Raw genomic sequence first — 21,677 nt, forward strand, 5'->3', positions numbered from 1 at the left:
GTCCGCAAAGCTGCCGCGCGAACTGTCGACGCGGTCTGCGCCGCAATCGGCTGCGCACTCGATGCCTTCACCTCAGAAGAATGTGCCAACTACCTCAAAAACTCAGGCTATCGAACCTAATGCCATCACGCTTTAGTCAGTGCCTGCCTCTGGCACGCGCGCATTCGGGCGGCTCGACGGCCGTCGCGCTTTCGTCTCGGGCGGTGCGCAGGGCATTGGTGCTGCGATCGTGCGAAGTTTTGCCGGTGCCGGCGCGAACGTCGTGATCGCTGATCTCGATATCGCCAAGGCATCGGACCTCGCCGGGCAGCTCGGCGCGACCGCGGCCCGCCTCGATGTCGGTGATACCACTATGGTGCAGGCGATCATGGCGCAGCACGGGCCGTTCGATATCGTGGTCAACAATGCCGGCGTCGACCAGCACGCCTTCTTCACCGACACGACGCCGGAAGATTGGACAAGGCTGCTCGCGGTCAATCTGGTCTCGGCCTTTGCATGCACGCACGCCGCGCTCCCGGCGATGCAGGCGGCCGGTTTCGGGCGTGTCATCAACATCACCTCGGAAGCGGCGCGGCTTGGCTCGAAGGGCGGCGCAGTCTATTCCGCCGCCAAGGGCGGCGTCATTGCCTTCACCAAGAGCATTGCGCGTGAAAACGCCCGCTTCGGAATTACCGCCAACACCATCGCGCCGGGGCCGATCCGCACGCCGATGCTGGAGGCGGCCGTCGCCAAGGGCGGCGACAAGATCTTGCGCGCCATGACCGATGCCACCCTGTTGCGGCGCTTGGGCGAGCCCGAAGAGATCGCCGCCGCGGTATTGTTTCTGGCATCCGATCAGGCGGGCTATATCACCGGTGAAACCATCGGCGTCTCCGGCGGCATGGGAATGGGCGGCTGAGATGGCGCGCGCAGGCGAAGATATCACAACGGCGCCGATCGATCTTGCGATCGCGCGCATTCGCGCAGTTTACCGTGGCTGGAACCGCGACACGTCAGTGACCCAAATGCGCGAGGATTGGGATGCGGCCTTCGGAGGCAGCGCCGCACGCGTGAACTGCGAACGTATCTTTGCCGGTGGCGTCGAGGGCGAATGGATATCGCCCGCTGATGCGCCCGTGGATCGGGCCATTCTCTATTTCCATGGCGGCGGCTTCCGCATCGGCTCGGTAGCCTCGCACCGCGACCTGATTGCGCAGATCGCACTTGCCAGCGGCTGCCGGGTGCTCGCCATCAATTACCGACTTGCGCCGGAGCATCGTTTCCCGGCTGCGCTGGACGATGCGCTCGCGGCCTATGGCTGGATGCTTGATGAGGGGCTAAAGCCCGCCAGTATCGCCTTTGCCGGAGACTCCGCCGGCGGCAATCTCGTGCTCGCCGCGATGCTGACCTTGCGCGAACGCGGGCTTCCGCTGCCGGTATCGGCAGTGCTGATGTCGCCATGGACCGATCTGGCAGCGACCGGCGCGAGTTACGTCAGCCGTGCCGAAGCGGACCCCATCCATCAGCGTCCGATGATCCTGGCGCTGGCCAAGAATTATCTGGGCGGGCAGGGTGATCCCCGCGATCCCCTGGTATCGCCGCTGTATGCTGACCTTGCCGGTTTGCCGCCGCTATTGATCCAGGTCGGCGACCGCGAAACCGTGCTCGATGATTCCGTCATGCTCGCCGACAAGGCGTGCGCCGCCGGTGTCGATGTCAATCTGGAAGTCTGGGACGGCATGATCCATGTCTTCCAGATGTTCGGCGCGGAGCTTGTTGAGGCGCATCGGGCCATCGCGTCGATCGCGCAATTTCTCAACCAACACCTTCACATCAGGGCCGAGAGGGCACCATCATGAACGTCAGGCCCGCCGACCCGCGCAGCCACGCCGACAGCGAGTTCCATTTCTCGGAGCAGCCGCATCTGTCCGAGGAGTTGCGGATGCTGCGCGAGCAGGTCCGCCGCTTTGTCGAGAAGGAGGTCGTGCCGTATGGCGAGCAGTGGGAGCGCGACGGCAAGATCCCGCGCGAAATCTATCGCCGCATGGGGGCGCTCGGCTTCCTCGGCATGCGCCACGCTGCCGAATATGGCGGCACCGACATGGGTCCGCTGGCGTCGATGGTGTGGGCGGAGGAGCTCGGGCGCTCGACCTTCGGCGGCTTCACCTCGTCGGTGCTTGTTCATACCGACATGTCGGCCGTCCACATTACCCTGCGCGGCACGCCCGAACAGAAGCAGCAGTATCTGCCCGCGATTATCCGGGGCGAGACGATCTGTTCGATCGCGGTGACCGAGCCCGATGCCGGCTCCGACGTTGCCGGGCTGAAGACGCGGGCCCGCCGCGATGGCGATTGCTGGGTGATCAACGGCTCAAAAATGTTCATCACCAACGCTGTGTATGGTGACATCCTGATTGTCGCCGCGCGCACCGATCCCGCCGCCAAGGGCAGCCGTGGCATTTCGCTTTTCATTGTGGAGCGGACGACGCCGGGCATCTCCGTGACAAAACTCGACAAGCACGGCTGGCTTTGCTCCGACACCGCCGAGATCGCGTTCCAGGATGTCCGTATCCCGGCCGCAAATTTGCTCGGCGAGGAGAACCGCGGCTTCTATGGCATCATGGAAACGTTCGAGAACGAGCGCATCTGCATCGGCGGCATCTGCGCCGGCGAGTCCGCCAAGGCCATCGAACTCACGACCAACTATGTGAAGAGCCGCCAGGCATTCGGCGGCCCCTTGTGGAACCAGCAGGCAGTGCGACTCAAACTCGCCTCGCTCGCGACCAAGGCCGCCGCTGCCCGGGCGCTCGCCTATCACGCGGCGGAGCTTGTCGAAGCCGGCAAGCCCTGTCCGCGCGAAGTGTCGATGGTGAAGGCGTTGTCACCGGAGGTGTTGCACGAGGTCGTGCATGGCTGCCTGCAACTGCATGGCGGCACCGGCTTCATGCGCGGCACGCCGATCGAGCGGATGGTGCGCGATGCCCGCGTGCTGACCATCGGCGGCGGTGCCACCGAGGTCATGCTGGAAGAAGTCGCCAAAAGGATGTAAGGCGGTATCGGAAACGCGGGCTGTGTTCCTCTTCCTTCTCCCCTTGTGGGAGAAGGTGGCGCGCGAAGCGCGTCGGATGAGGGGTCTCTATCCTCAAGCTCGAGTCTTACCGTGAGGAGAGAACCCCTCACCCGTCTTCGCTTCGCGAAGCCACCCGCTCCCACAAGGGGAGAGGGGAAGCACCACTGCCGACTCTCAATTCACCGGCTTGAAACTCAGCGTCGAGAACTCGGACTGCATGATCTGCAGCTTCTGGTTCGAGAAGCGGACGCCGGGGCCGAAGCTGATCGGTGCCATGATGCCGGTCTCGACGTTTTTGGTCTTCTCCAGCTCGGCGATGGTGCAGGCCCAGGTCGGTTGCTTGCCGCATCGATCGATTGCAGAAATCAGCACCTTGGCGGCGGCGTAACCGGTCATGGAATAGCGGTTGATGCCTTTCATCTCGGCTTCCGGAAGCAGACCCTTGGCTTTCTCGAGGAAGGCCTTGCCGGCAGCGCCTGCGAACGGTTCGACATAGTCGACCGCGTAGATGCCGTCGCCGGCCGGTCCCATCAGCTTCAGCACCGGCTCGACCCGTCCGGGCCAGAAGATGCCGACCACAGGCTTGATGTTGAGCTTTTCCAGCTCCTTCATCATCGCGATGTTCTCGCCGATGATGCCGCCGGCGAGAAACACCTCGGCGCCGGAATCCTTCAGCTGCAGCATGTCAGACGAGAAGTCCTGCTGGCCTTTCTTGTAGTTGCCGCTGTAGACCACGTTGAGTTTCCTGGCCTTGACCACGGTGTCGAAGCCGTCGCGCACGGTGATGCCATAGTCATCGTCCTGCGTGATCAGACCCCATTTCTTGCCGGGGTTCTTCTCGGCGAGATAGTTGACGAGATGGATGATGCCTTCCTCATAGGACTGCCCGACCACGAACACGTTCTTGCGCGGGGGCTCCCAGAGGAATTTGACCGGCGCTACATCGATCACGGTGGGGATACCGGACTTCTCCAGCAGCGGCATTACGGCGATGGACTGTCCCGAGCCGGAGATGCCGAGCAGGGCAAAGGCCTTGTCGACGTCGGTCACTTTTTTGACGCCCTGGATGGTGCGGGCGGTGACGTAGCCGTCGTCTTCCAGCACGTATTTGATCTTGCGGCCGTTGATGCCGCCAGCGGCATTGGCTTCCGCGATCGCGATCTTGTGGCCGATCGATGCGGCGACGCCGAGCAGCGCCGGCGGGCCGGTCAGGGGTTCGACGTCGCCGATCACGATTTCGGTGTCGGTGATACCGGGGTCGGCGGCCAGCGCCGCGCCGATCGAGAGAGACACACCCGCGAGCAACAGCGATGCGGTCGCCAGATATTTGATCATTGTTTCCTCCTCCTGTTCGATTGCTTTTTCCGGTTAGTAACGCAGCGGCCAGTTCACCCACATCCGCCTGATGTCGTGCCAGGCGCCGACCAGGCCGCGCGGCTGGAAGCGCAGGAACAGGATGATGACGAGGCCGTAGAGCATGCTCTTGAGCTCCTGCGCGCCGGTCGTGAACATCGCGTCCATCTGGGCGCTGAACAGGCTGAACGCGAACCGCGTCGCTTCCGGCAACAGCACAATCAGGATGGTGCCGAGTACGGCGCCGAGCGCCGAGCCGAGTCCGCCGACGATCAGGATCGCCAGCGCCTCGATCGAGAGCAGGAACGGAAAGCCTTCGACGCTGACGAACGACAAATAGATGCCGTACAGCGCGCCCGAGAGGCCGGTGATGAAGGCCGAGGTGACGAAGGCGAACAGCTTGTAGGCGTGCAGATTGATGCCCATGACGCGAGCGGCGGTGTCGTTATCGCGGATCGCGACAAAGGCGCGGCCGACGCGGCTGCGGCGGATGTTGAGCGTGGCGAACAGTGTGAGAATTGCAAAGCCAAGGCAGAGATAGGTGAACGCGGCGTCGCTGTCGAAGCTGAGGCCAAAGATCTCCGGCCGCTGCACCGAAATGCCGCGGGCGCCGTTGGTCAGCCACCGCGCTTCCAGGATCACGGTGTTGATGATGAAGGAGAAGGCGAGGGTGGTGATCGCGAGATAGAGCCCCTTCAGCCGCAGCGACGGCGCGCCGACGATGAGGCTGGCGAGCGCCGGCACCACGCCGGCGCCGAGGAAACCGAGCAGTGGATGCATGTGATATTTGGAAACCAGGATTGCGTAAGCATAGGCGCCGGTGACGAGGAAACCGACATGGCCGAGCGAGATCAGGCCGGTATACCCGGTCAGGATGTTCAGCCCCAATGCGCCGACCACCGTGATCAGGATGATCATCAGGAACGACAGCGCATAGGAGTTCAGCACAAAGGGGGTGACGACCAGGCCTGCAACCAGTAGCGCCGACCACAGCCACACCGGCGGGGAGTCGACGAGGGTAACGAGTTCGTCGTAGGTCTGTTTGAAATCGCCGGTCCGCATCTCAAACCCTCTCGATGTCGCGTTCGCCGAAGATGCCGAACGGGCGGATCATCAGCACCACGATGATCATCGCAAAGCCGGCGACTTCCTTCATGCCGGAGCCGAGATAGCCGCCGGCGAGATTCTCGGTGATGCCGATCAGGAGGCCGCCGAGACCGGATCCAAGCACGGCGTCGAGACCGCCGAGGATAGTGGCCGGAAACGCCTTCAGCCCGAGTTGGAACATCGCCGGCGACAGGTCATAGGACAGCGCAAAGAACACGCCGCCGATTCCGGCGATGACGGACGAGGCGGCCCAGGCCAGCGCATGGACCCGGGTCGCGCTGATACCCATCAGGAGCGCGGTGCGGTCATCTGCGGCGACGGCGCGCATCGCGACGCCGATCTTGCTGTAGCGGAAGAACGCCCAGATTGCGGCGAGCAGCAGGAGGAGCGTGGCGATGACGGCAATCTGCCCGGTCCGCACGCCGATCGAGCCGATCCGCACGATGGTGCGTCCGAAACCGACATCCAGGCCATGCGGATAGGCGTCCCAGATGAAGTTGATCGACGAGCGAAGGATCACGGCCAGGCCGATGGTCACCATGACGGTGGCAAAGACCGGTTCGCCCAGCATCGGCCGCATCACCACGCGCTCGATGACGAGGCCGAGCACGACGGCGGCAACGATCGCGCCGAGCGCCACGACAAACACATTGCCGCTGACCGTGGTCGAGATGGTCCAGGCGATATAGGCCGTGATCATGGTCATTTCGCCCTGCGCGAAATTGACCAGGCCGGTTGACTTGTAGATCACTGCAAAGCCCATCGCGATCAGGCCATAGATGGCGCCGATCGCCAGGCCGGATATCAGGAGCTGCATGAAGTACTGCATCAGACCTCCGCCTGGTAGATGATGGCGAGTTCGCGCGCGAACTTTTTCTCGATCATGGCGCGGCGCACCTTCTGCGTGGCGGTGAGTTCGCCGTCGTCATGATCGAGTTCTTTCTCCAGGATGGCGAAGCGGCGAATATTCTCGACGCGTGCGAAGCGCTTGTTGGTCTCGTTGACGATACGCTCGACCAGGTCATGCACCTCTGTCAGATGCGACAGCGATTTGTAGTTGGTGTAGGCCAACGCCTTGTCGCGGGCCCAGCGGCCGACATTGTCGAAATCGACCTGGATGATGGCGCCGAGATATTTTTTGGCCTCGCCGACCACGATCGCTTCCTTGATGAACTCGCTGTCCTTCAGCGCGTTCTCGATCTCTGAAGGTGCGATGTTCTTGCCGCCGGCGGTGATGATGATCGCCTTCTTGCGGTCGACCACGGTAATCTCGCCATTGTCCATGACCTCGACGATGTCGCCGGTGCGCAGCCAACCGGCGGAATCGAGCGTCGCGGTAGAGGCCTTCTCGTCGAGGAAATAGCCTTTGAAGACGCCGGGATTGCGCAGCAAGATCTCGCCGTCGCTGTCGAGTTTCCATTCGGTGTGGAGCAGGGGCAGGCCGCAGCCGCCGAGCCGGTGATGGCTCCCGGTCTGGATGAAAGCGACGCCGCCGCTTTCGGTCAGTCCATAGCCCTGCGACACCGGGCGGCCGACGATGTCGAAGAAGCGTAGCGTCTCCGGCGAGATCGACGCGCCGGCGCACAGACGATGGCGGCTGCGGGCAAAGCCGAGATGGCGCTGGATGTTGCGGAACAGCAGGACGTAAAGCAGCGCATAGCTGAGGCGATCGAGCCATGTAGTGGTCCCGGCCTGCCGGCGGTCCGACAGTTTGCGACCCCAGGCCATGCAGGCTTTGACAAAGCGCTGGCGCAGCCGGCCGCTCTCGCCGAGCCGGAACAGAAAGCCCTGCTGCAGCTTTTCGTAAATGCGGGGAACGCTCACAAAGAACGTCGGCGCGATCTCGCGGATATTGAGTGCGACGGTGTCGATCGATTCCGCAAAGCTGACGGCGCCGCCAAGCACCAGATGTGTCACCTCGCCATAGCAACGCTCGGCCACATGGCACAGCGGCAGGTAGCTCACCGCCTCGAACGGCTTGTCTGATATCCCGACGGCTTCGGCGTAGATGTAGGCGGCATAGACCAGATTGCGGTGCGTCAGCATCGCGCCCTTGGGCGGGCCTGTCGTGCCCGACGTATAGACGAGGATGGAGACGTCGTCGGGCGAGGCCTGCGAAATCAGGCGATCGAGCACCGCATTGGCGTCGGGGTTTCCCAGCGCATAAGCCCGGCCGCGCTGGCACAGGGCTTCGAACGACATCAGCTGCGATTGCCGGTATTGCCGGAGGCCCTTCATGTCAACGCAAACCACGGCTTCGAGCGCCGGCAGGCCGTCATTGTTGGCCAGCGCGTCCAGTACCTTGTCGGTCTGCTCCTGGTCGCCTGAGATGACCACCCGCGCGCCGGAGTGGCGGACGATGTATTGCAGTTCGACCCAGGGATTGGTCGGATAGATGCCGACCGCGACCGCGCCGATCATCTGGACGCCGAGATCGGCGTAAAACCATTCCGGCGTGTTCTCGCCGGCGATCGCGACGCGGTCGCCCGGCTTGATCCCGAGCGCGAGCAGCCCGAGGGCCACCGAACGCGCGGTCTCGTAATAATGGTTCCAGGAATAGGGATTCCAGATGCCGTATTCCTTTTCGCGCAGCGCGAGCTGGGCGCCATGCATCGCGGCGCGCTGGCGCAGCAATTGCGGAATGGTGATCGAGGCGGACTTCAGCGCAGTCCGCAACGAGCCGGCGTCGTGCGCGGACGACGTTCGCGCTGCATCTGATGGCGTCGCGGAGTGCTCGGTTCGCAGGGTTTTGATCACAGACATCACGCGCCCGCCTGTGCTGCGGCTTCCGCGCGATGCCCGCCGAGATAGGCCTCGGTCACCGCCGGATCGCGCCGTACTTCGGCGGGCGTACCTTCGGCGATCTTGCGTCCGAAATTCAGCACATGCACGCGGTCGGAAATATCCATCACGATCCGCATCTCGTGCTCGATCATCAACACGGTGATGCCGAGATCGTCGCGGATATCGAGCACAAAGCGCGCGATGTCCTCGGTCTCCTCCTGGTTCATGCCCGAGACCATTTCGTCGAGCAGCAGCAGTTTCGGCTCGCAGGCCAGCGCCCGCGCCAGTTCGACACGTTTCTGCTGGCCGTAGGACAGCGTGCCGACAATGGCGTCGCGGATGTGCTCGATTTCGAGGAATTCAACGATGTGCTCGACCCGCTGCCGGGCTTCGATCTCCTCGCGCCGTGTACGGCCGAGGAAGAATACGGCATCGAGCACGTTGGAGCGCAGATGGGTGTGACGGCCGGTCAGGATGTTCTCGACCACGGTGCCGTGCTTGAACAGCGCAAGGTTCTGAAAGGTGCGGCCGATCCCGATCGCGGCGAAGCGCGACGGCGAGACGGTCGCAAGATCGACGCCGTCGAACAGGATGTGGCCGCCGCTCGGCCGCAGCACGCCGGAGATCATGTTGAACAGCGTGGTCTTGCCGGCACCGTTCGGGCCTATCACGCTGCAGATTTCGCCTGATGTCACGTCGAGACTGACATCGGCAACCGCTTGCAGGCCGCCAAAACGCTTGCTGAGGTTTTTGACACTGAGCAGGGAGGTCACGACAGCCACCGTTTGCGCCGCTTGTAATGCTTGACGTCGCGGAGGCTCTTGCGCCCCGAATTGGAGACGCCGAGATAGAACTCCTGCACGTCCTCGTTCGACGCCAGCTTCTGCGCCGTGCCGTCGAGCACGACGCGGCCAGTCTCCAGGATATAGGCGTAGTCGGCGATATCGAGCGCGCGCTGCGCGTTCTGCTCGACCAGTAGCACTGTCATCTTCATCTCGTCGCGCAGTTTGGCGATCACCTCATAGATGCGGTCGATGATCAGCGGCGCCAGCCCAAGCGAGGGCTCATCGAGCGCGAGCAGCACGGGATCGGTCATCAAGGCGCGGCCGATCGCCAGCATCTGCTGCTCGCCGCCGGACATGTAGCCCGCGATCTGGTCGCGCCGTTCGTACAGGCGCGGGAACAGCGCGAACACTTTCTCGCGCCGCTCGCGTGCTTCGGCTGTCGTCCTGGTGTAGCCGCCCATCTGCAGGTTTTCGTCGATGGTCAACGCCGGAAACACCCGGCGACCCTCCGGTACCTGAACGATGCCGCGCCGGACAAGTTCATCGGGCGGTAGACGATGCACTTCCTCGCTACGGAATCGGATGGCGCCGTTCTCGATGACGCCTTCCTCGGTGTAGAGGATCCCCGACATCGCCTTCAGCAAGGTCGACTTGCCGGCGCCATTGGAGCCGAGCAGGGCGACGATGCCGCCTTCGGGAACGGCAATGCTGACGTCGCGGATCGCCTCGATGGCGTTGTCGTAGACGATGCGGACGTTGCGGAATTCGAGCAGACATGATGGATCGGGTGCTGCGTGAACGCCCCCAAGATCGACTTTTGCCGGAATCGTCGTTGGCATCGTGCTCACACCCGACTCGATTGTGGCAGGCGCGGCCGTTGCGCCAGGATCGCATCGGTGACGATTTTTGCGGTCTCGGCGCAGGCTTGCGTGCCGCCATTGCCATATTGCTTGACGGCGTCGCCGACGCACCACAGGCCGTCAATGCCGGTCTCGCGCGGCAGATCGTATCCGGCGCAGCTGCGCTGGGCCGGCCAATCGTCGCGCATGACGCGGATCGAAAGGATTTTGGCCTGCGCAAAATTCGGGAATTGCTCGCGCAAATCCATCAGCGCCAGCTCGACTTCGGCCTCGGAATCGAAATCACCGAGCGCCGGAATTGGCACGGCGTAGGCGACGTAGAGATGCCAGCCGGAAGGCGCGAGTTCGGGGCAGGTCGCGGTGAGATTGGCCATGTTGCAGAGACGACGGGTCTTGCCGAAGGTCACGATACCGGGATGGGAGATCAGCGGCTCCTGGCTTGCGATATTGATGACGATATTGGCGGCGGGCCTTAAGCCGCTGCGCACCTGCTGGACATAGGCGGGCGGGAAGGCGGCCTCGCCGCCAAGCGCGAGCGTGGCCTTCGGACCTGCATTGCTGATGACGAGATCGGTCTCGATCCGCACCCTTTGACCGCCGCGAACAACCGTGACGCCTTCAACGCGGCCGTCGGCCGTATGGATCTGCACCGCCGGGGTCGACAGCCAGATATCGCCATTGCGCTTGATCGCGGTTCCGAGTGCGTTCCAGACGCCGATCGTGCCCTGCGGGCAGAAGCCAAAGCGCTTGAAAGCGCCCTTGCTGGTGAAATAGGTCAGGAAGGCGCGCGCCGGCAGTTCGGCCGCATTGCAGGCGAAGATCGCCGCGCAAAGATTGCGAAAAATCGCGTGCACCGAGGCGTTGCTGGTGTAGGTCTTGAGCCAGTCCTCGGTCGATTGGCGCCCGTCCGGAAGGTTGCCGGAGCGGGCGTCGGCGAATTTCTCCAGAATGCGCGATGCCTGTTTTGTCAGTTGCCCCAGCAGCAGCGACCAGCCGCCGCGTCCGACATCGATCAGCTTGCCGTCGATGAAGAAGGAACTGGCGGGCTCGGGGGTGCGGATATCGAGTGGCGCACCGACGGTATTAAAGGTCTCCTCGAATACCCCGCCGAGTTCGATGGCGATAGCGCCAATATTGACGGTGAAGCCGTCGATCTGTTCGGTCGAAGCCCGCCCGCCGATCCGATCCTTGTCGTCGACGACGATTGTATGAAGCCCGGCATGGGAAAGGCGAGCCGCGGCGCAAAGCCCGCCGGCACCAGCCCCGATCACGACAGCATTCGCCCGAACGACGGTCATTCCACCTCCCAAAACCACTGCACGGTTTGATCCGGGCTGTCCTTGATTTGGATCATTCTATTATAATCCGACTGGCCGTTCAAATAATTTTTTGCGATAAGGGGGATGTGGTCGATCGGCCGCAGGCCCTTGCAGGCCCGGCCGATGCATCGAGATGTGAAAAAGGGCTGCTGAATCAGCTAAGCATGTCCTTGGGAATACGAGCTAAAGCTGAATGGAAGCGGACAATATCCGATGGCGCGAACACGCTCTGAGAACTACGACGGCATCCATCTCGGCATTTTGACCAATGCCGCCCGGCTGTTTTCGGCGCAGGGCTATATGCGCGCCTCGATCGCCGACCTTGCCGATGCCTGCAAGCTGTCGCGCGGCGCGCTCTATCATTATTTCGACTCCAAGGAAGCGATCCTGTTCGCGATCCTGGACGCGCATATCCGGGAAATGATCCAGCATGTCGAAACCGCCGTTGCCGCCGGCGGTCCGACGCTGACGCAGTTTCAAAACGTCATTCGCGCCATCGTCGAGGTCAACGCCAAATCGCCGCATGAGCAGCGCGTACTGATTCACGATCTCTCGTTCCTGAACGAGGACGAACAGCAGGCCATCAAGGATCTCGAGCGGCAGCTGGTCGATATCGTCACCGATCTGCTGGTCAGGCTCGACGCCGAGGGGAGGATCGTCAGGCGCACCAAGAAGATCTACACGATGATCCTGTTCGGCATCATCAACTACACCTACACCTGGTACGACCCCAAGGGTGGGATCGGTCCGCAGGAGTTCGCTGATATGGCGGTCGAATTGTTCCTGCATGGGTTCGTGCCGGGAGGGGCTGGGAAGGCCGTCACGACGAACCGGCGAGAGAAAGCGTAGCTTTGGGCGCGGTAGCCGGTGGGTTGTATACACGACGGATGAACGACTATTCCTGGTTCGAAGCGACCGTTGATTGGTATGCGATGCGTTCGACAACTCGCCGCAGGACGGCAAAAACGGCGTAGCCAAAGTCCGTCTTGCGTTTCGCTGTGAAGGCGCCCTCAAATTCGGGTAAACGGTCGGGCCAAGGTCGTGCAGGTGGACAAAGGAGGATTGCCGGCACTTTCCCAGCCAACACCAGCTGCATCGTCCAGTTCGATCCGCTCTCGCTCAACCCTGGCGACGACTGAATCCGGTGATCGACACCTTCTCCCAGATGCTCGCCGCGGCAAAGGGATCGGCGCGGTTGAAGGCTTCCACCTCGGCGCGGCTCGGCGCCTCGATCAGGAACAGGCTCCCGATCATGGTCTGACCGTCGTCGGAAACGAGCGGGCCCGACATCACGATCTTGACGCCGAAGCGGGAGGTGTCCCCTATTATTCGGGGATGGTGCCGGACTTCTGGCTCAACGAGGGCGGACAGTCCGCTGCAGGAGCGGCGATCGATCAGCTCGTCAAGTCGCATCCTGCCCATGGTGAGGCCATCGCGGCAGCGCATACGGCCGGCATGGAGATTCCGGAATTTCTCGAACGGCGCGTCGTCGCGCGCGTGGCGAACTTGGGCGAGGCGGCAATGCTTGCCCGTGATATCCACGTTCTGCCCGAATTTCTCGGCAACCGCTCACCCTTCGCAGATCCCTATTCCCGCGCGGTCGTTGCCGGGATGGATCTCGACGCCGATATCGGTTCGATGGAACGGCTGTTCGTGGCCGGACTCTGCGGCCTTGCCTATGGCCTGGCAGATGTGGTCGATGCTTTTCGGGCGCACGGCGTCGACAGCGACATGATGGTGATCAGCGGCGGCGCGGGACGAAGCCCGCTGGTCCGCCAGATCATGGCGGATACGACGGGCCTGGCCGTTGCCGTGCCGGAAACACCGGAGCCCGTCCTGCTGGGTGCGGCCATGCTGGGCGCGGTGGCGGCCAAATCCCGCGGATCGATCGGCGAGGCCATGGCCGCGATGTCGGCGATCGGCCGGCTGAGCGAGCCGATCGCGTCCGCAATGGCGGACTCCCATCGCAGCAAGCGAAAGGTTCATGGACTAATGCGTACCTTCGATCGGGAGAGCCGCGCGAGCATGCAGGGGACGTCATCGATCGCCGGGTTTGAAACGAAAAGCTGAGCCATGCTGCTGACTTGCGGAGATGCGCTGGTTGATTTCCTTCCCGTCACATCCACTGACGGACGCGATGCGAGCGTTCCGGTTGCCGGTGGCTCCTGTCTCAACATCGCCGTCGGCATGGCTCGCCTCGGCGCGCCGGCGGGGTTCGTGGGCGGCATTTCGACCGATCTTTTCGGACGCATCATTGCCGACCACGCGCTTGGTTCCAGGGTTGACCTTCGCTATGCGTCGCGCAGCGAGAATCAGACGACGCTTGCGTTCGTCCGTCACGTGGGGGGCGAGCCGCAATATGCGTTCTATGACGAGGCGACGGCGTCCCGACACTGGACCTATCGGCAGGGCTCCATCCTCTCACCGCTTCAGATTTCCGGTCCTAACCGCGATCGCCGCGGCAGCAGTGCGGTTCTCGACGCCGAGCTTCGAATAAATCTGCTCGAGATGCTTGTCGACGGTGCGGGGTGAGAGGCCCAGGATCTGCGCGATGTCGCGATTGGTCTTGCCCTTGGAGAGCCATGACAGCACCTCGCCTTCGCGCGTGGTGAGGCCCAGCTCTCGGGAAAATTCCGCCGGCGTGTCGGCCCCGGTATCCTTGGCGAGCCGCAGCAGGAATTCGTTCGGGCCGAGGTTGCCCATATATTGCAGCTTGAGCAGTTCGTTGCCGGGAAACGCCGGCATCACCGACGCCTTCGACCCGGCTTTGCCGCTCTGCGCCTGTTCCAGCCATTGCGGCACCGGATCCGGCAACACGAAATCGTCGTCGGTGTCGGCGCGAAGCGTATCGGACAATAGCTTCTGCGCCTGCGGCGTCGCCCACATGATCTTGCCGGTGCTGTTCACCGCGAGCAGATAGCGGCCGGACACATCGAGCGCCGCCCGGGCGCTCTGGGTCATCCGCGCGTTGGCCAGGTGAACGCGAATTCGCGCCAGCATCTCCTCGATGGCGATCGGCTTTGTCACGTAGTCCACGCCGCCGGCCTCCAGGCCGCGGACGATGTGCTCGGTTTCAGCCAGGCCCGTCATGAAGATGATGGGAACGTTGACGAGGCCCGCATCGCGCTTCAGCCGTCTGCAGGTCTCAAAGCCGTCCATGCCCGGCATGACCGCGTCGAGCAGCACGATGTCAGGCGTGATCTGATCGACGATCCGCATCGCCGAGGCGCCGTCGAGCGCGACCATGACCGTCATGCCCGCGCCGTCGAGCGCGTCGGTGAGCAGCCGCAGGGTTTCCGGGGAATCGTCGACGACGAGGGCGACGTCGCGCTTTTTTTGCTCAATGATCATAGCTGTGCAGCGTCTTCAGGGTCGCCATATATTGATCGAGATCGAAGCGGTCGATCAGTGAACGCATTTGCGCGACGAAATCGGCATGTTCCGGATGATCGTTGCCGATCTCGTCGAGCTTGACCTGGATGGCGCGGATGTAACCCAATTGCCCGAGTCCAATGAGTTCCTCGACGTGCTTCACCGATGGCCGCGAACCGGTCTCGGGCTTCCAGTTCGGAACGGCGATCTGGTCGACCTCATATTCCCAGTCGAGCTTGAGTAGTTGGCGAATGGTTTCCAGCAGCCGCGGAATATCAATCGGCTTCATCAGATAGCCGTCGTGGAAGGGCTGCGCCAGCGGCGCGCCATGTGCCTCCAGCGCGCTCGCCGACACCATCAGGATGCGCGCTTGATGATGGCCGGTCTTGCGCAGGGTTTCCGCGACGGTCCAGCCGTCCATGCCGGCCATCGAGATGTCGAGCAGAAACAGATCGGGCCGGCAATGCTGCGCTAACTCCAGACAGCCGGGGCCATCGGGCGCGCTGAGCAGGATGAAGCCGAGCGGCGTCAAGACCTCGCGCAGGAGGTCGCGATGGGTTGGATCGTCGTCGGTGATCAGGATCGTTTTGCGCGGGCCGTGATAGCCGAAGATCGGCGCCCCGACCGGCGCAATCCGCGTCGGGTTGGTGACTTCCGAAAGCAGGATCTTCATGCGGAAGTTGCTGCCGGTCCCGACCGTGCTGGTGACCTTGATGTCGCCGCCCATGACGCCGGCAAGCAGCCGGCTGATGGTCAGGCCAAGACCGGTTCCGGTCTGTGGCTGGGAGATGCCGAGCGCGCCGCGTTCGAACGGCGCGAAGATGCGTTCGAGGTCGTCGGCCCGTATGCCCGGGCCGGTGTCGATCACCTCGAACTCCGCCACCGGACTGCGGTAATGCACCACGAACAGCACGCTGCCGGCCTGCGTGAACTTGATGGCGTTCGCCAATAGATTGATCAGGATCTGGCGCAACCGCTTCTCGTCGGCAAAGACCACGACCGGCAGCACCGCCGGCCGCTTGAAAACAAAATCGATACCCTTGGCGGTGGCTTGCAGGCGGAACATCCCGACCAGCTGATCGAGGAAATCGCTCAACCGCACTTCGTCGCGCGACAGGTACAGCCGGCCGGCTTCGATCTTGGAGATGTCCAGAATACCGTCGATCAGCCCCGACAAATGATCGGCGCTGCGGCGGACCACGCGCACCTGATCGCGCGGTTTTGTGTTGAGGCTGGAGTCCTGTTCCAGCAACTGAGCATAGCCGCTGATGGCGTTGAGGGGCGAGCGCAGCTCGTGGCTCAACCCGACCACGTAGCGGCTCTTGGCCAGATTGGCGGATTCGGCGACTTCCTTGGCACGCTGCAACTCGGCATCAGTACGCTTGTGCGCGTCGATTTCCTGAATCAGCAATGTGGTCTGCCGTCGGGTTTCCGCTTCCGCCGCGCGGCGGCTTTGCTGCGCCAGCACGAACAGCCAGGCCACCACGCCGATGATGATCGTGAGCGCGAAGAACACCTTCCAGAGCACATCGGATAGCTGGAGGTCGTCGAGGGGAATCGTGGCAGACGTCTGCAGGTAAATCAGCGCAAGCGTCAACCCGACCAGTCCTGCGGAAACCGCGAACACGCCGAGATAGTGCCCAACCTGGGAGTTGATCCGGGCATAGATCGGCTCGGGCAGCACCTTGCCCAGCGCCTCGGAGACCTGCGCCTGAATCCGCGCATGCGGTTTGCAGAGATCGTGGCAGCGCGCGTCCAGCGAACAGCACAGCGAGCAGATCGGGCCGGCATAGGCCGGGCAGGACGCCATGTCCTCGGGTTCGAACGAATGCTCGCAGATGCAGCACTGGATGGCTTCGAGGTTCTGCCAGCTCCGCTTCGGCTTGCGCGCGATGTAATACTTGCCGTCGGTCGCCCAGGCGATCAGCGGCGCGGTGACAAAGGCGACCGCTAGCGCGACGAAAGGCGACAGCGCCTTCGGCGTCGGCCCGAACAGGCCGTAGAACGTACTGATGGAAACGATGGTCGCGATCGTCATCGCGCCGACGCCGACCGGATTGATGTCGTAGAGATGCGCGCGCTTGAACTCGATGTGCTGCGGACGCAAGCCGAGCGGCTTGTTGACGACGAGATCAGCGACCAGCGCGCCGACCCAGGCGATGGCGACGTTGGAATAAAGCGCCAGCGTCTGCTCCAGCGCCTTGTAGACGCCGATTTCCATCAGCAGCAGCGCGACCAGCACGTTGAAGACGAGCCAGACCACGCGGCCGGGATGGCTGTGGGTCAGCCGCGAGAAGAAATTCGACCAGGCGATCGAGCCGGCATAGGCGTTGGTGACGTTGATCTTGATCTGCGAGAGAATGACGAAGGTGCCGGTCAGCGCGAGCACCAGATCGGGCTGCGACAGCACATAACGGAACCCCTCGAGATACATATGCGCGGGCTCGGCGGCATGCTCGGTGGAAACGCCGTGGCTGAGCGCGAAATAGGCGAGGAACGAACCCAGCAGCAGTTTGAGCGCGCCGAAGATGATCCAGCCGGGGCCGGCGCTGAGCATCGCGATCCACCACGACGTCCGCGAGGTCCGACGGTCGCGCGGCAGAAACCGCAGGAAGTCGACCTGTTCGCCGATCTGCGCCACCAGCGAAAACACCACCGAGGCGGCGGTGCCGAACAACAACAGATCGAGGTTCCCGGCGGCGTCGCCATGCTCGCCGGAGAATTTCCGCCACTCCGTGAACGACTGCGGGTTGGCGTAGGCGATCGCGACAAAGGGGAGGATGTGCAGGATGATCCAGATCGGCTGCGTCCACAGTTGGAAGCGGCTGATCAAAGTGATGCCGTACGTCACCAGGGGAATGATGACGACGGCGCTGATGAGATAGCCGATCGGGCGCGGGATGCCGAAGCACATCTCCAGTGCGCTGGCGAGAATGACCGCCTCGAGCGCGAAAAAGATGAAGGTGAAGGAGGCATAGATCAGCGATGTGATAGTCGATCCGATATAACCGAAACCGGCCCCGCGGGTCAGCAGGTCGATGTCGATGCCGCATTTGGCGGCGTGATAGGCAATCGGCAGTCCGCAAAGGAAGATGACGACGCTGACGACCAGAATGGCGGCGACCGCATTGGTGACGCCGTAGTTCAGCGTAATGGTGCCGCCGATTGCTTCCAGCGCGAGGAAGGAGATGGCGCCGAGTGCCGTGTTGGCGACGCGGGCGGCGGACCATCGCCGCGCGCTCTTGGCGGTGAATCGCAGCGCGTAGTCTTCCAGCGTCTGGTTGGCAACCCACTGATTATATTGGCGTCTGACGCGGTCAATCCGCTGCCGCCCTGCCACTTTGTTGCTCCTGACCGCTGACGACCGAGCCTTCGGGGCTCATCAATCGTCTGCAAATTGCGTACCGCAAACTCCGTACCAAAACCTACGTCGCTATTTTGCGGTGCAGTATACGCAATCTTGCGTATCTGTGCAGTGCACAAAATTGAGCATCCTTGCCTCACCAACAAGTGCGTTCTCGAACAAAATGGGGTGCTGATGTCAGACGAAATCAAACGGGGCCTGCAGTCCCCGCTGCGACGTAAACTGCTGATGGGAGCGGCAGCCTTGCCGGCGATGGCGCTGCTGCCGCGCTTAGCATTCGGCGCCGGGCCGCCGACTGCGGCGGTCAACACCACGGGATTGGCCGTTACCGACACCGAAGTGACGGTCGGCATCCTGCATTCCGCCACCGGCACGATGGCGATCTCCGAAACCGGTTCGATTCAGGCCGAAAAGCTCGCCATCGAGCAGATCAACGCCATGGGCGGTGTGCTTGGCCGCAAGATCAAGATCATCCAGGAAGACGGCGCCAGCGACTGGCCGACTTTTGCGGAGAAGGCCAAGAAGTTGCTGGTCAACGACAAGGTGGCCTCGATCATGGGCTGCTGGACCTCGGCGTCGCGCAAGGCGGTGCTGCCGGTGATGGAGCAGTACAATGGCATGCTCTATTACCCGACCTTCTATGAAGGGCTCGAGCAGTCCAAGAACGTGATCTACACCGGGCAGGAAGCGACCCAGCAAATTCTCGCCGGCATCGACTGGATCACCAAGGAGAAGAATGCCAAATCGTTCTACTTCATCGGCTCCGACTACATCTGGCCGCGAACCTCGAACAAGATCGCGCGCAAGCACATCGAGAACTTCCTGAAGCTGAAGGTCGTCGGAGAGGAATACTTCCCGCTCGGCCACACTCAGTTCAACTCTGTCATCAACAAACTTAAGCTGACCAAGCCCGACGTGATCTTTACCGACGTCGTCGGCGGTTCGAACGTCGCGTTCTACAAGCAACTCAAGGCTGCCGGCATCGACCTGTCGAAGCAGACCCTTCTGACCATCTCGGTGACCGAGGACGAGATCGACGGCATCGGCGGCGAGAACATCGCCGGCGCCTACGCCTGCATGAAGTACTTCCAGTCGCTGAAGAACGAGAACAACGAAAAGTTCGTTGCCGCGTTCAAGAAGATGTGGGGCGACAAGACGGTCATCGGCGACGTGACGCAGGCTGCTTATCTCGGTCCGTGGCTGTGGAAAGCGACGGTCGAGAAGGCCGGTTCCTTCGACGTCGACAAGGTCGCGGCGGCTTCGCCCGGCATCGAGTTCAAGGGTGCGCCGGAAGGCTATGTCCGGATCCACGAAAACCACCATCTGTGGTCGAAGACCCGCGTCGGCAAGGCCAAGCTGGACGGACAGTTCGACATGGTGTTCGAGACCGCTGACCTGATCCAGCCGGATCCGTTCCCCAAGGGCTATCAATAAAGGCTCGCGGACACCTCCCGCGATTCCCCAAGAGTCTCTCTCACGAGTCTCCCTGGCGTGGACCGTCAATCCGCGCCCAACACCCCCGCGTCGCGAACCTGCTCGCGACGCGGGACTTCCCTGACGGAGAAGCATCGATGTTCGGCGACTACTCGATTGGCGATCTGGGCTCCATTTTCGTCATGCAGGGCTTTGCGGGCCTGATCCTGTTTTCCGTCTATGTGCTGATGGCGCTTGGGCTTGCCATCATCTTCGGCCAGATGGGCGTCATCAACATGGCCCATGGCGAGTTCATGATCCTCGGCGCCTACGTTACCTGGCTCACCTCCAGTGCCTTTCAGCACTACCTGCCGGCGCTGTTTCCCGGCTACTTCTTTATCGCCATGGTGCTCGCTTTCATAGCCTCCGGCGCGCTCGGCATGCTGGTCGAATGGGGGCTGATACGCCACCTTTACAAGCGCCCGCTGGATACGCTGCTGGCGACCTGGGGCCTCAGCCTCATCCTGCAGCAGACCTATCGCTCGGTATTCGGCGCGCGCGAAGTCGGCGTCGAGCTGCCGCAGTGGATGCTCGGCTCCAGGCAGATCACCGACACCATCGAAGTCCCGATCAACGGCATCTTCGTCATGTGTCTTACCGTGATGATCACGGTCGCGGTGGCCTGGATCATGTACAAGTCGCGCTGGGGGCGCCAGGTCCGCGCCGTCGTGCAGAACCGCATCATGGCCGGCGCGGTCGGCATCAACACCGAGAAGGTCGACCGCTACACCTTCGGTCTCGGTTGCGGCATCGCCGGCGTCGCCGGCAGCGCCTTTACCATGATCGGCTCGACTGGGCCGACCTCCGGCCAGCTCTACATCGTCGATACCTTCCTCGTGGTCGTGTTCGGCGGCGCCGCCAGCCTGATCGGCACCATCGCATCGGCCTTCTCGATCTCGCAGACGCAGTCGACGCTCGAATTCTTCATGTCGGGGTCGATGGCGAAGGTGCTGACGCTGCTCGCCATTGTCGGAATTCTGATGCTGCGGCCGCAGGGGTTGTTCGCCCTCAAGGTCCGCAAATAACAAAAAGCAGGCACGGTTATGATCATCAACTCACGCTTTTTCAATCGATCCGAGCTCATCGGTTTCGTTGCTCTGGCCGCCCTGCTGTTCGTGATCCTGCCGCTGTCGCTGGATGTGTTTCGCCTCAACCTGGTCGCCAAATACCTGACCTACGCCTTCGTCGGGATCGGGCTGGTGCTCTGCTGGGGCTATGGCGGCATTCTGAGCCTGGGGCAGGGGGTGTTCTTCGGCCTCGGCGGCTACTGCATGGCGATGTTCCTCAAGCTGGAAGCCTCCAGCGTCGAAAACACCAAGATCCAGTCCACCCCCGGCATTCCCGATTTCATGGACTGGAATCAGATCACCTCGCTGCCCCTGTTCTGGCAGCCGTTCCACAGTCTCACCCTTACCATTCTCGCCATCATCCTGGTGCCCGGCCTGTTCGCCCTGATCATCGGCACCGCGATGTTCAAGCGCCGCGTCGGCGGTACCTATTTCGCGATCATCACGCAAGCCGTTGCAGCCATCCTGACCATTCTGATCGTCGGGCAGCAGGGCTATACCGGCGGCATCAACGGCATGACCGATCTGCGTACCCTGAAGGGATGGGACATCCGGCCGGATCATGCCAAGGTCATGCTCTACTTCTTCGAAGTGTTCCTGCTGTTCGGCTGCATCCTGCTCGCGCAGTTCATCCGTCTGACCAAGCTCGGTCGCATCCTGGTAGCGATGCGCGAACAGGAAGACCGCGTCCGCTTCTCCGGCTACAGCGTCGCCAACTTCAAGATCTTTGCCTTCTGCATGGCGGCGATCTTCGCCGCGATCGGCGGCGCCATGTTCGCGCTCAATGTCGGTTTCATGTCGCCGTCCTTTGTCGGCATCGTACCGTCGATCGAGATGGTGATCTACACGGCGGTCGGCGGACGGATGTCGATCTTCGGCGCGGTGTGGGGTTCGCTGCTGGTGAACGTCGCCAAGACCGGCCTTTCGGAATCATTCCCGCAACTCTGGCTGTTCGGCCTCGGCGGACTGTTCATCGCGGTGGTGCTGGCGTTCCCGAACGGCCTGTCCGGGATCTGGGCGGACTACGTTCAGCCTCGCATCGATCGGCTGCTGACGTGGCGCAAGCCAAAACCCGCCAAGGCATGGACCGACGGTTCGGTCGCCGACGGCGCCCCGGCGGAATGAGGAAATCATCATGCTTATC

Annotated in this window: 16 protein-coding genes and 3 pseudogenes; 9 read left to right on the plus strand and 10 right to left on the minus strand. The window is 62.5% G+C overall.

The window, feature by feature from the left end; all coding sequences use genetic code 11:
• Nucleotides 1-139: 139 nt before the first annotated feature.
• From JQ609_RS23650 to JQ609_RS23660, 3 genes are read left to right on the plus strand one after another with little or no spacing between them, the layout of a single operon-like run.
• Nucleotides 140-898 (plus strand): SDR family oxidoreductase, encoded by a 759-nt coding sequence (locus JQ609_RS23650; protein WP_212275138.1) that lies wholly within the window; start codon nucleotides 140-142, stop codon nucleotides 896-898.
• Between the two features lies 1 nt (nucleotide 899).
• Nucleotides 900-1,838, plus strand: coding sequence for an alpha/beta hydrolase (locus tag JQ609_RS23655; RefSeq protein WP_212275139.1), 939 nt, complete (start codon nucleotides 900-902; stop codon nucleotides 1,836-1,838).
• Nucleotides 1,835-3,028, plus strand: coding sequence for an acyl-CoA dehydrogenase family protein (locus JQ609_RS23660; RefSeq protein ID WP_212275140.1), 1,194 nt, complete (start codon nucleotides 1,835-1,837; stop codon nucleotides 3,026-3,028). The genes JQ609_RS23655 and JQ609_RS23660 overlap by 4 nt, the downstream gene beginning before the upstream one ends.
• 195 nt (nucleotides 3,029-3,223) lie before the next feature.
• Here the strand turns inward: JQ609_RS23660 and JQ609_RS23665 are convergent, their stop codons facing one another.
• From JQ609_RS23665 to JQ609_RS23695, 7 genes are read right to left on the minus strand one after another with little or no spacing between them, the layout of a single operon-like run.
• Nucleotides 3,224-4,384 (minus strand): ABC transporter substrate-binding protein, encoded by a 1,161-nt coding sequence (locus JQ609_RS23665; protein WP_212208337.1) that lies wholly within the window; start codon nucleotides 4,382-4,384, stop codon nucleotides 3,224-3,226.
• Between the two features lie 33 nt (nucleotides 4,385-4,417).
• Entirely contained in the window at nucleotides 4,418-5,464 is a 1,047-nt protein-coding gene (locus tag JQ609_RS23670) for a branched-chain amino acid ABC transporter permease (protein WP_212208338.1), read from the minus strand.
• 1 nt (nucleotide 5,465) lies between these two features.
• Entirely contained in the window at nucleotides 5,466-6,338 is an 873-nt protein-coding gene (locus tag JQ609_RS23675; protein ID WP_212275141.1) for a branched-chain amino acid ABC transporter permease, read from the minus strand.
• Complete coding sequence (locus JQ609_RS23680; protein ID WP_212275142.1) at nucleotides 6,338-8,272, minus strand: long-chain fatty acid--CoA ligase; 1,935 nt, start codon at nucleotides 8,270-8,272, stop codon at nucleotides 6,338-6,340. The genes JQ609_RS23675 and JQ609_RS23680 overlap by 1 nt, the downstream gene beginning before the upstream one ends.
• Complete coding sequence (locus JQ609_RS23685; RefSeq protein WP_212208341.1) at nucleotides 8,272-9,066, minus strand: ABC transporter ATP-binding protein; 795 nt, start codon at nucleotides 9,064-9,066, stop codon at nucleotides 8,272-8,274. Before JQ609_RS23685 ends, JQ609_RS23680 begins: the two co-directional genes overlap by 1 nt.
• The gene (locus JQ609_RS23690) at nucleotides 9,063-9,917 is read right to left on the minus strand and encodes an ABC transporter ATP-binding protein (protein ID WP_212275143.1); all 855 of its coding nucleotides are present in this window, start codon (nucleotides 9,915-9,917) and stop codon (nucleotides 9,063-9,065) included. Before JQ609_RS23690 ends, JQ609_RS23685 begins: the two co-directional genes overlap by 4 nt.
• Nucleotides 9,918-9,922: 5 nt before the next feature.
• A complete protein-coding gene (locus JQ609_RS23695; protein WP_212275144.1) occupies nucleotides 9,923-11,236 on the minus strand; it encodes an NAD(P)/FAD-dependent oxidoreductase in 1,314 nt (437 codons plus the stop codon).
• Nucleotides 11,237-11,470: 234 nt separating this feature from the next.
• Between JQ609_RS23695 and JQ609_RS23700 the strand changes: the two genes are divergently transcribed.
• Complete coding sequence (locus tag JQ609_RS23700; RefSeq protein ID WP_212275145.1) at nucleotides 11,471-12,106, plus strand: TetR/AcrR family transcriptional regulator; 636 nt, start codon at nucleotides 11,471-11,473, stop codon at nucleotides 12,104-12,106.
• Between the two features lie 270 nt (nucleotides 12,107-12,376).
• On the opposite strand, the pseudogene JQ609_RS23705 reads toward JQ609_RS23700, so the two are convergent.
• Nucleotides 12,377-12,580, minus strand: a pseudogene (locus JQ609_RS23705) (YciI family protein); the annotation flags it as partial.
• On the opposite strand from JQ609_RS23705, the pseudogene JQ609_RS23710 reads away from it, so the two are divergent.
• Nucleotides 12,578-13,327 (plus strand): annotated as a pseudogene (locus JQ609_RS23710) (FGGY-family carbohydrate kinase); the annotation flags it as partial. The pseudogenes JQ609_RS23705 and JQ609_RS23710 sit on opposite strands and share 3 nt — an antisense overlap.
• A gap of 3 nt (nucleotides 13,328-13,330) precedes the next feature.
• Nucleotides 13,331-13,675: pseudogene (locus tag JQ609_RS23715) on the plus strand (PfkB family carbohydrate kinase); the annotation flags it as partial.
• Nucleotides 13,676-13,678: 3 nt separating this feature from the next.
• On the opposite strand, the gene JQ609_RS23720 reads toward JQ609_RS23715, so the two are convergent.
• Both JQ609_RS23720 and JQ609_RS23725 read right to left on the minus strand, forming a co-directional pair.
• Entirely contained in the window at nucleotides 13,679-14,608 is a 930-nt protein-coding gene (locus JQ609_RS23720) for a response regulator transcription factor (protein WP_212275149.1), read from the minus strand.
• Nucleotides 14,598-17,969: an ATP-binding protein gene (locus JQ609_RS23725; protein WP_212208348.1), complete on the minus strand. Its 3,372-nt coding sequence runs from the start codon at nucleotides 17,967-17,969 to the stop codon at nucleotides 14,598-14,600. Before JQ609_RS23725 ends, JQ609_RS23720 begins: the two co-directional genes overlap by 11 nt.
• A 198-nt stretch (nucleotides 17,970-18,167) precedes the next feature.
• Between JQ609_RS23725 and urtA the strand changes: the two genes are divergently transcribed.
• The 3 genes from urtA to urtC all read left to right on the plus strand — a co-directional run bounded on the left by urtA (nucleotide 18,168) and on the right by urtC (nucleotide 21,658).
• The gene (gene urtA / locus JQ609_RS23730) at nucleotides 18,168-19,427 is read left to right on the plus strand and encodes an urea ABC transporter substrate-binding protein (protein WP_212275150.1); all 1,260 of its coding nucleotides are present in this window, start codon (nucleotides 18,168-18,170) and stop codon (nucleotides 19,425-19,427) included.
• A 137-nt stretch (nucleotides 19,428-19,564) separates the two neighbouring features.
• Nucleotides 19,565-20,491, plus strand: a complete 927-nt coding sequence (gene urtB, locus JQ609_RS23735; protein ID WP_212275151.1) for an urea ABC transporter permease subunit UrtB — start codon at nucleotides 19,565-19,567, stop codon at nucleotides 20,489-20,491.
• A gap of 18 nt (nucleotides 20,492-20,509) precedes the next feature.
• A complete protein-coding gene (urtC, locus tag JQ609_RS23740; RefSeq protein ID WP_212208351.1) occupies nucleotides 20,510-21,658 on the plus strand; it encodes an urea ABC transporter permease subunit UrtC in 1,149 nt (382 codons plus the stop codon).
• The last annotated feature ends 19 nt before the right edge of the window (nucleotides 21,659-21,677 follow it).

Source organism: Bradyrhizobium sp. AUGA SZCCT0169 (assembly GCF_018130085.1).
GTDB lineage: Bacteria > Pseudomonadota > Alphaproteobacteria > Rhizobiales > Xanthobacteraceae > Bradyrhizobium.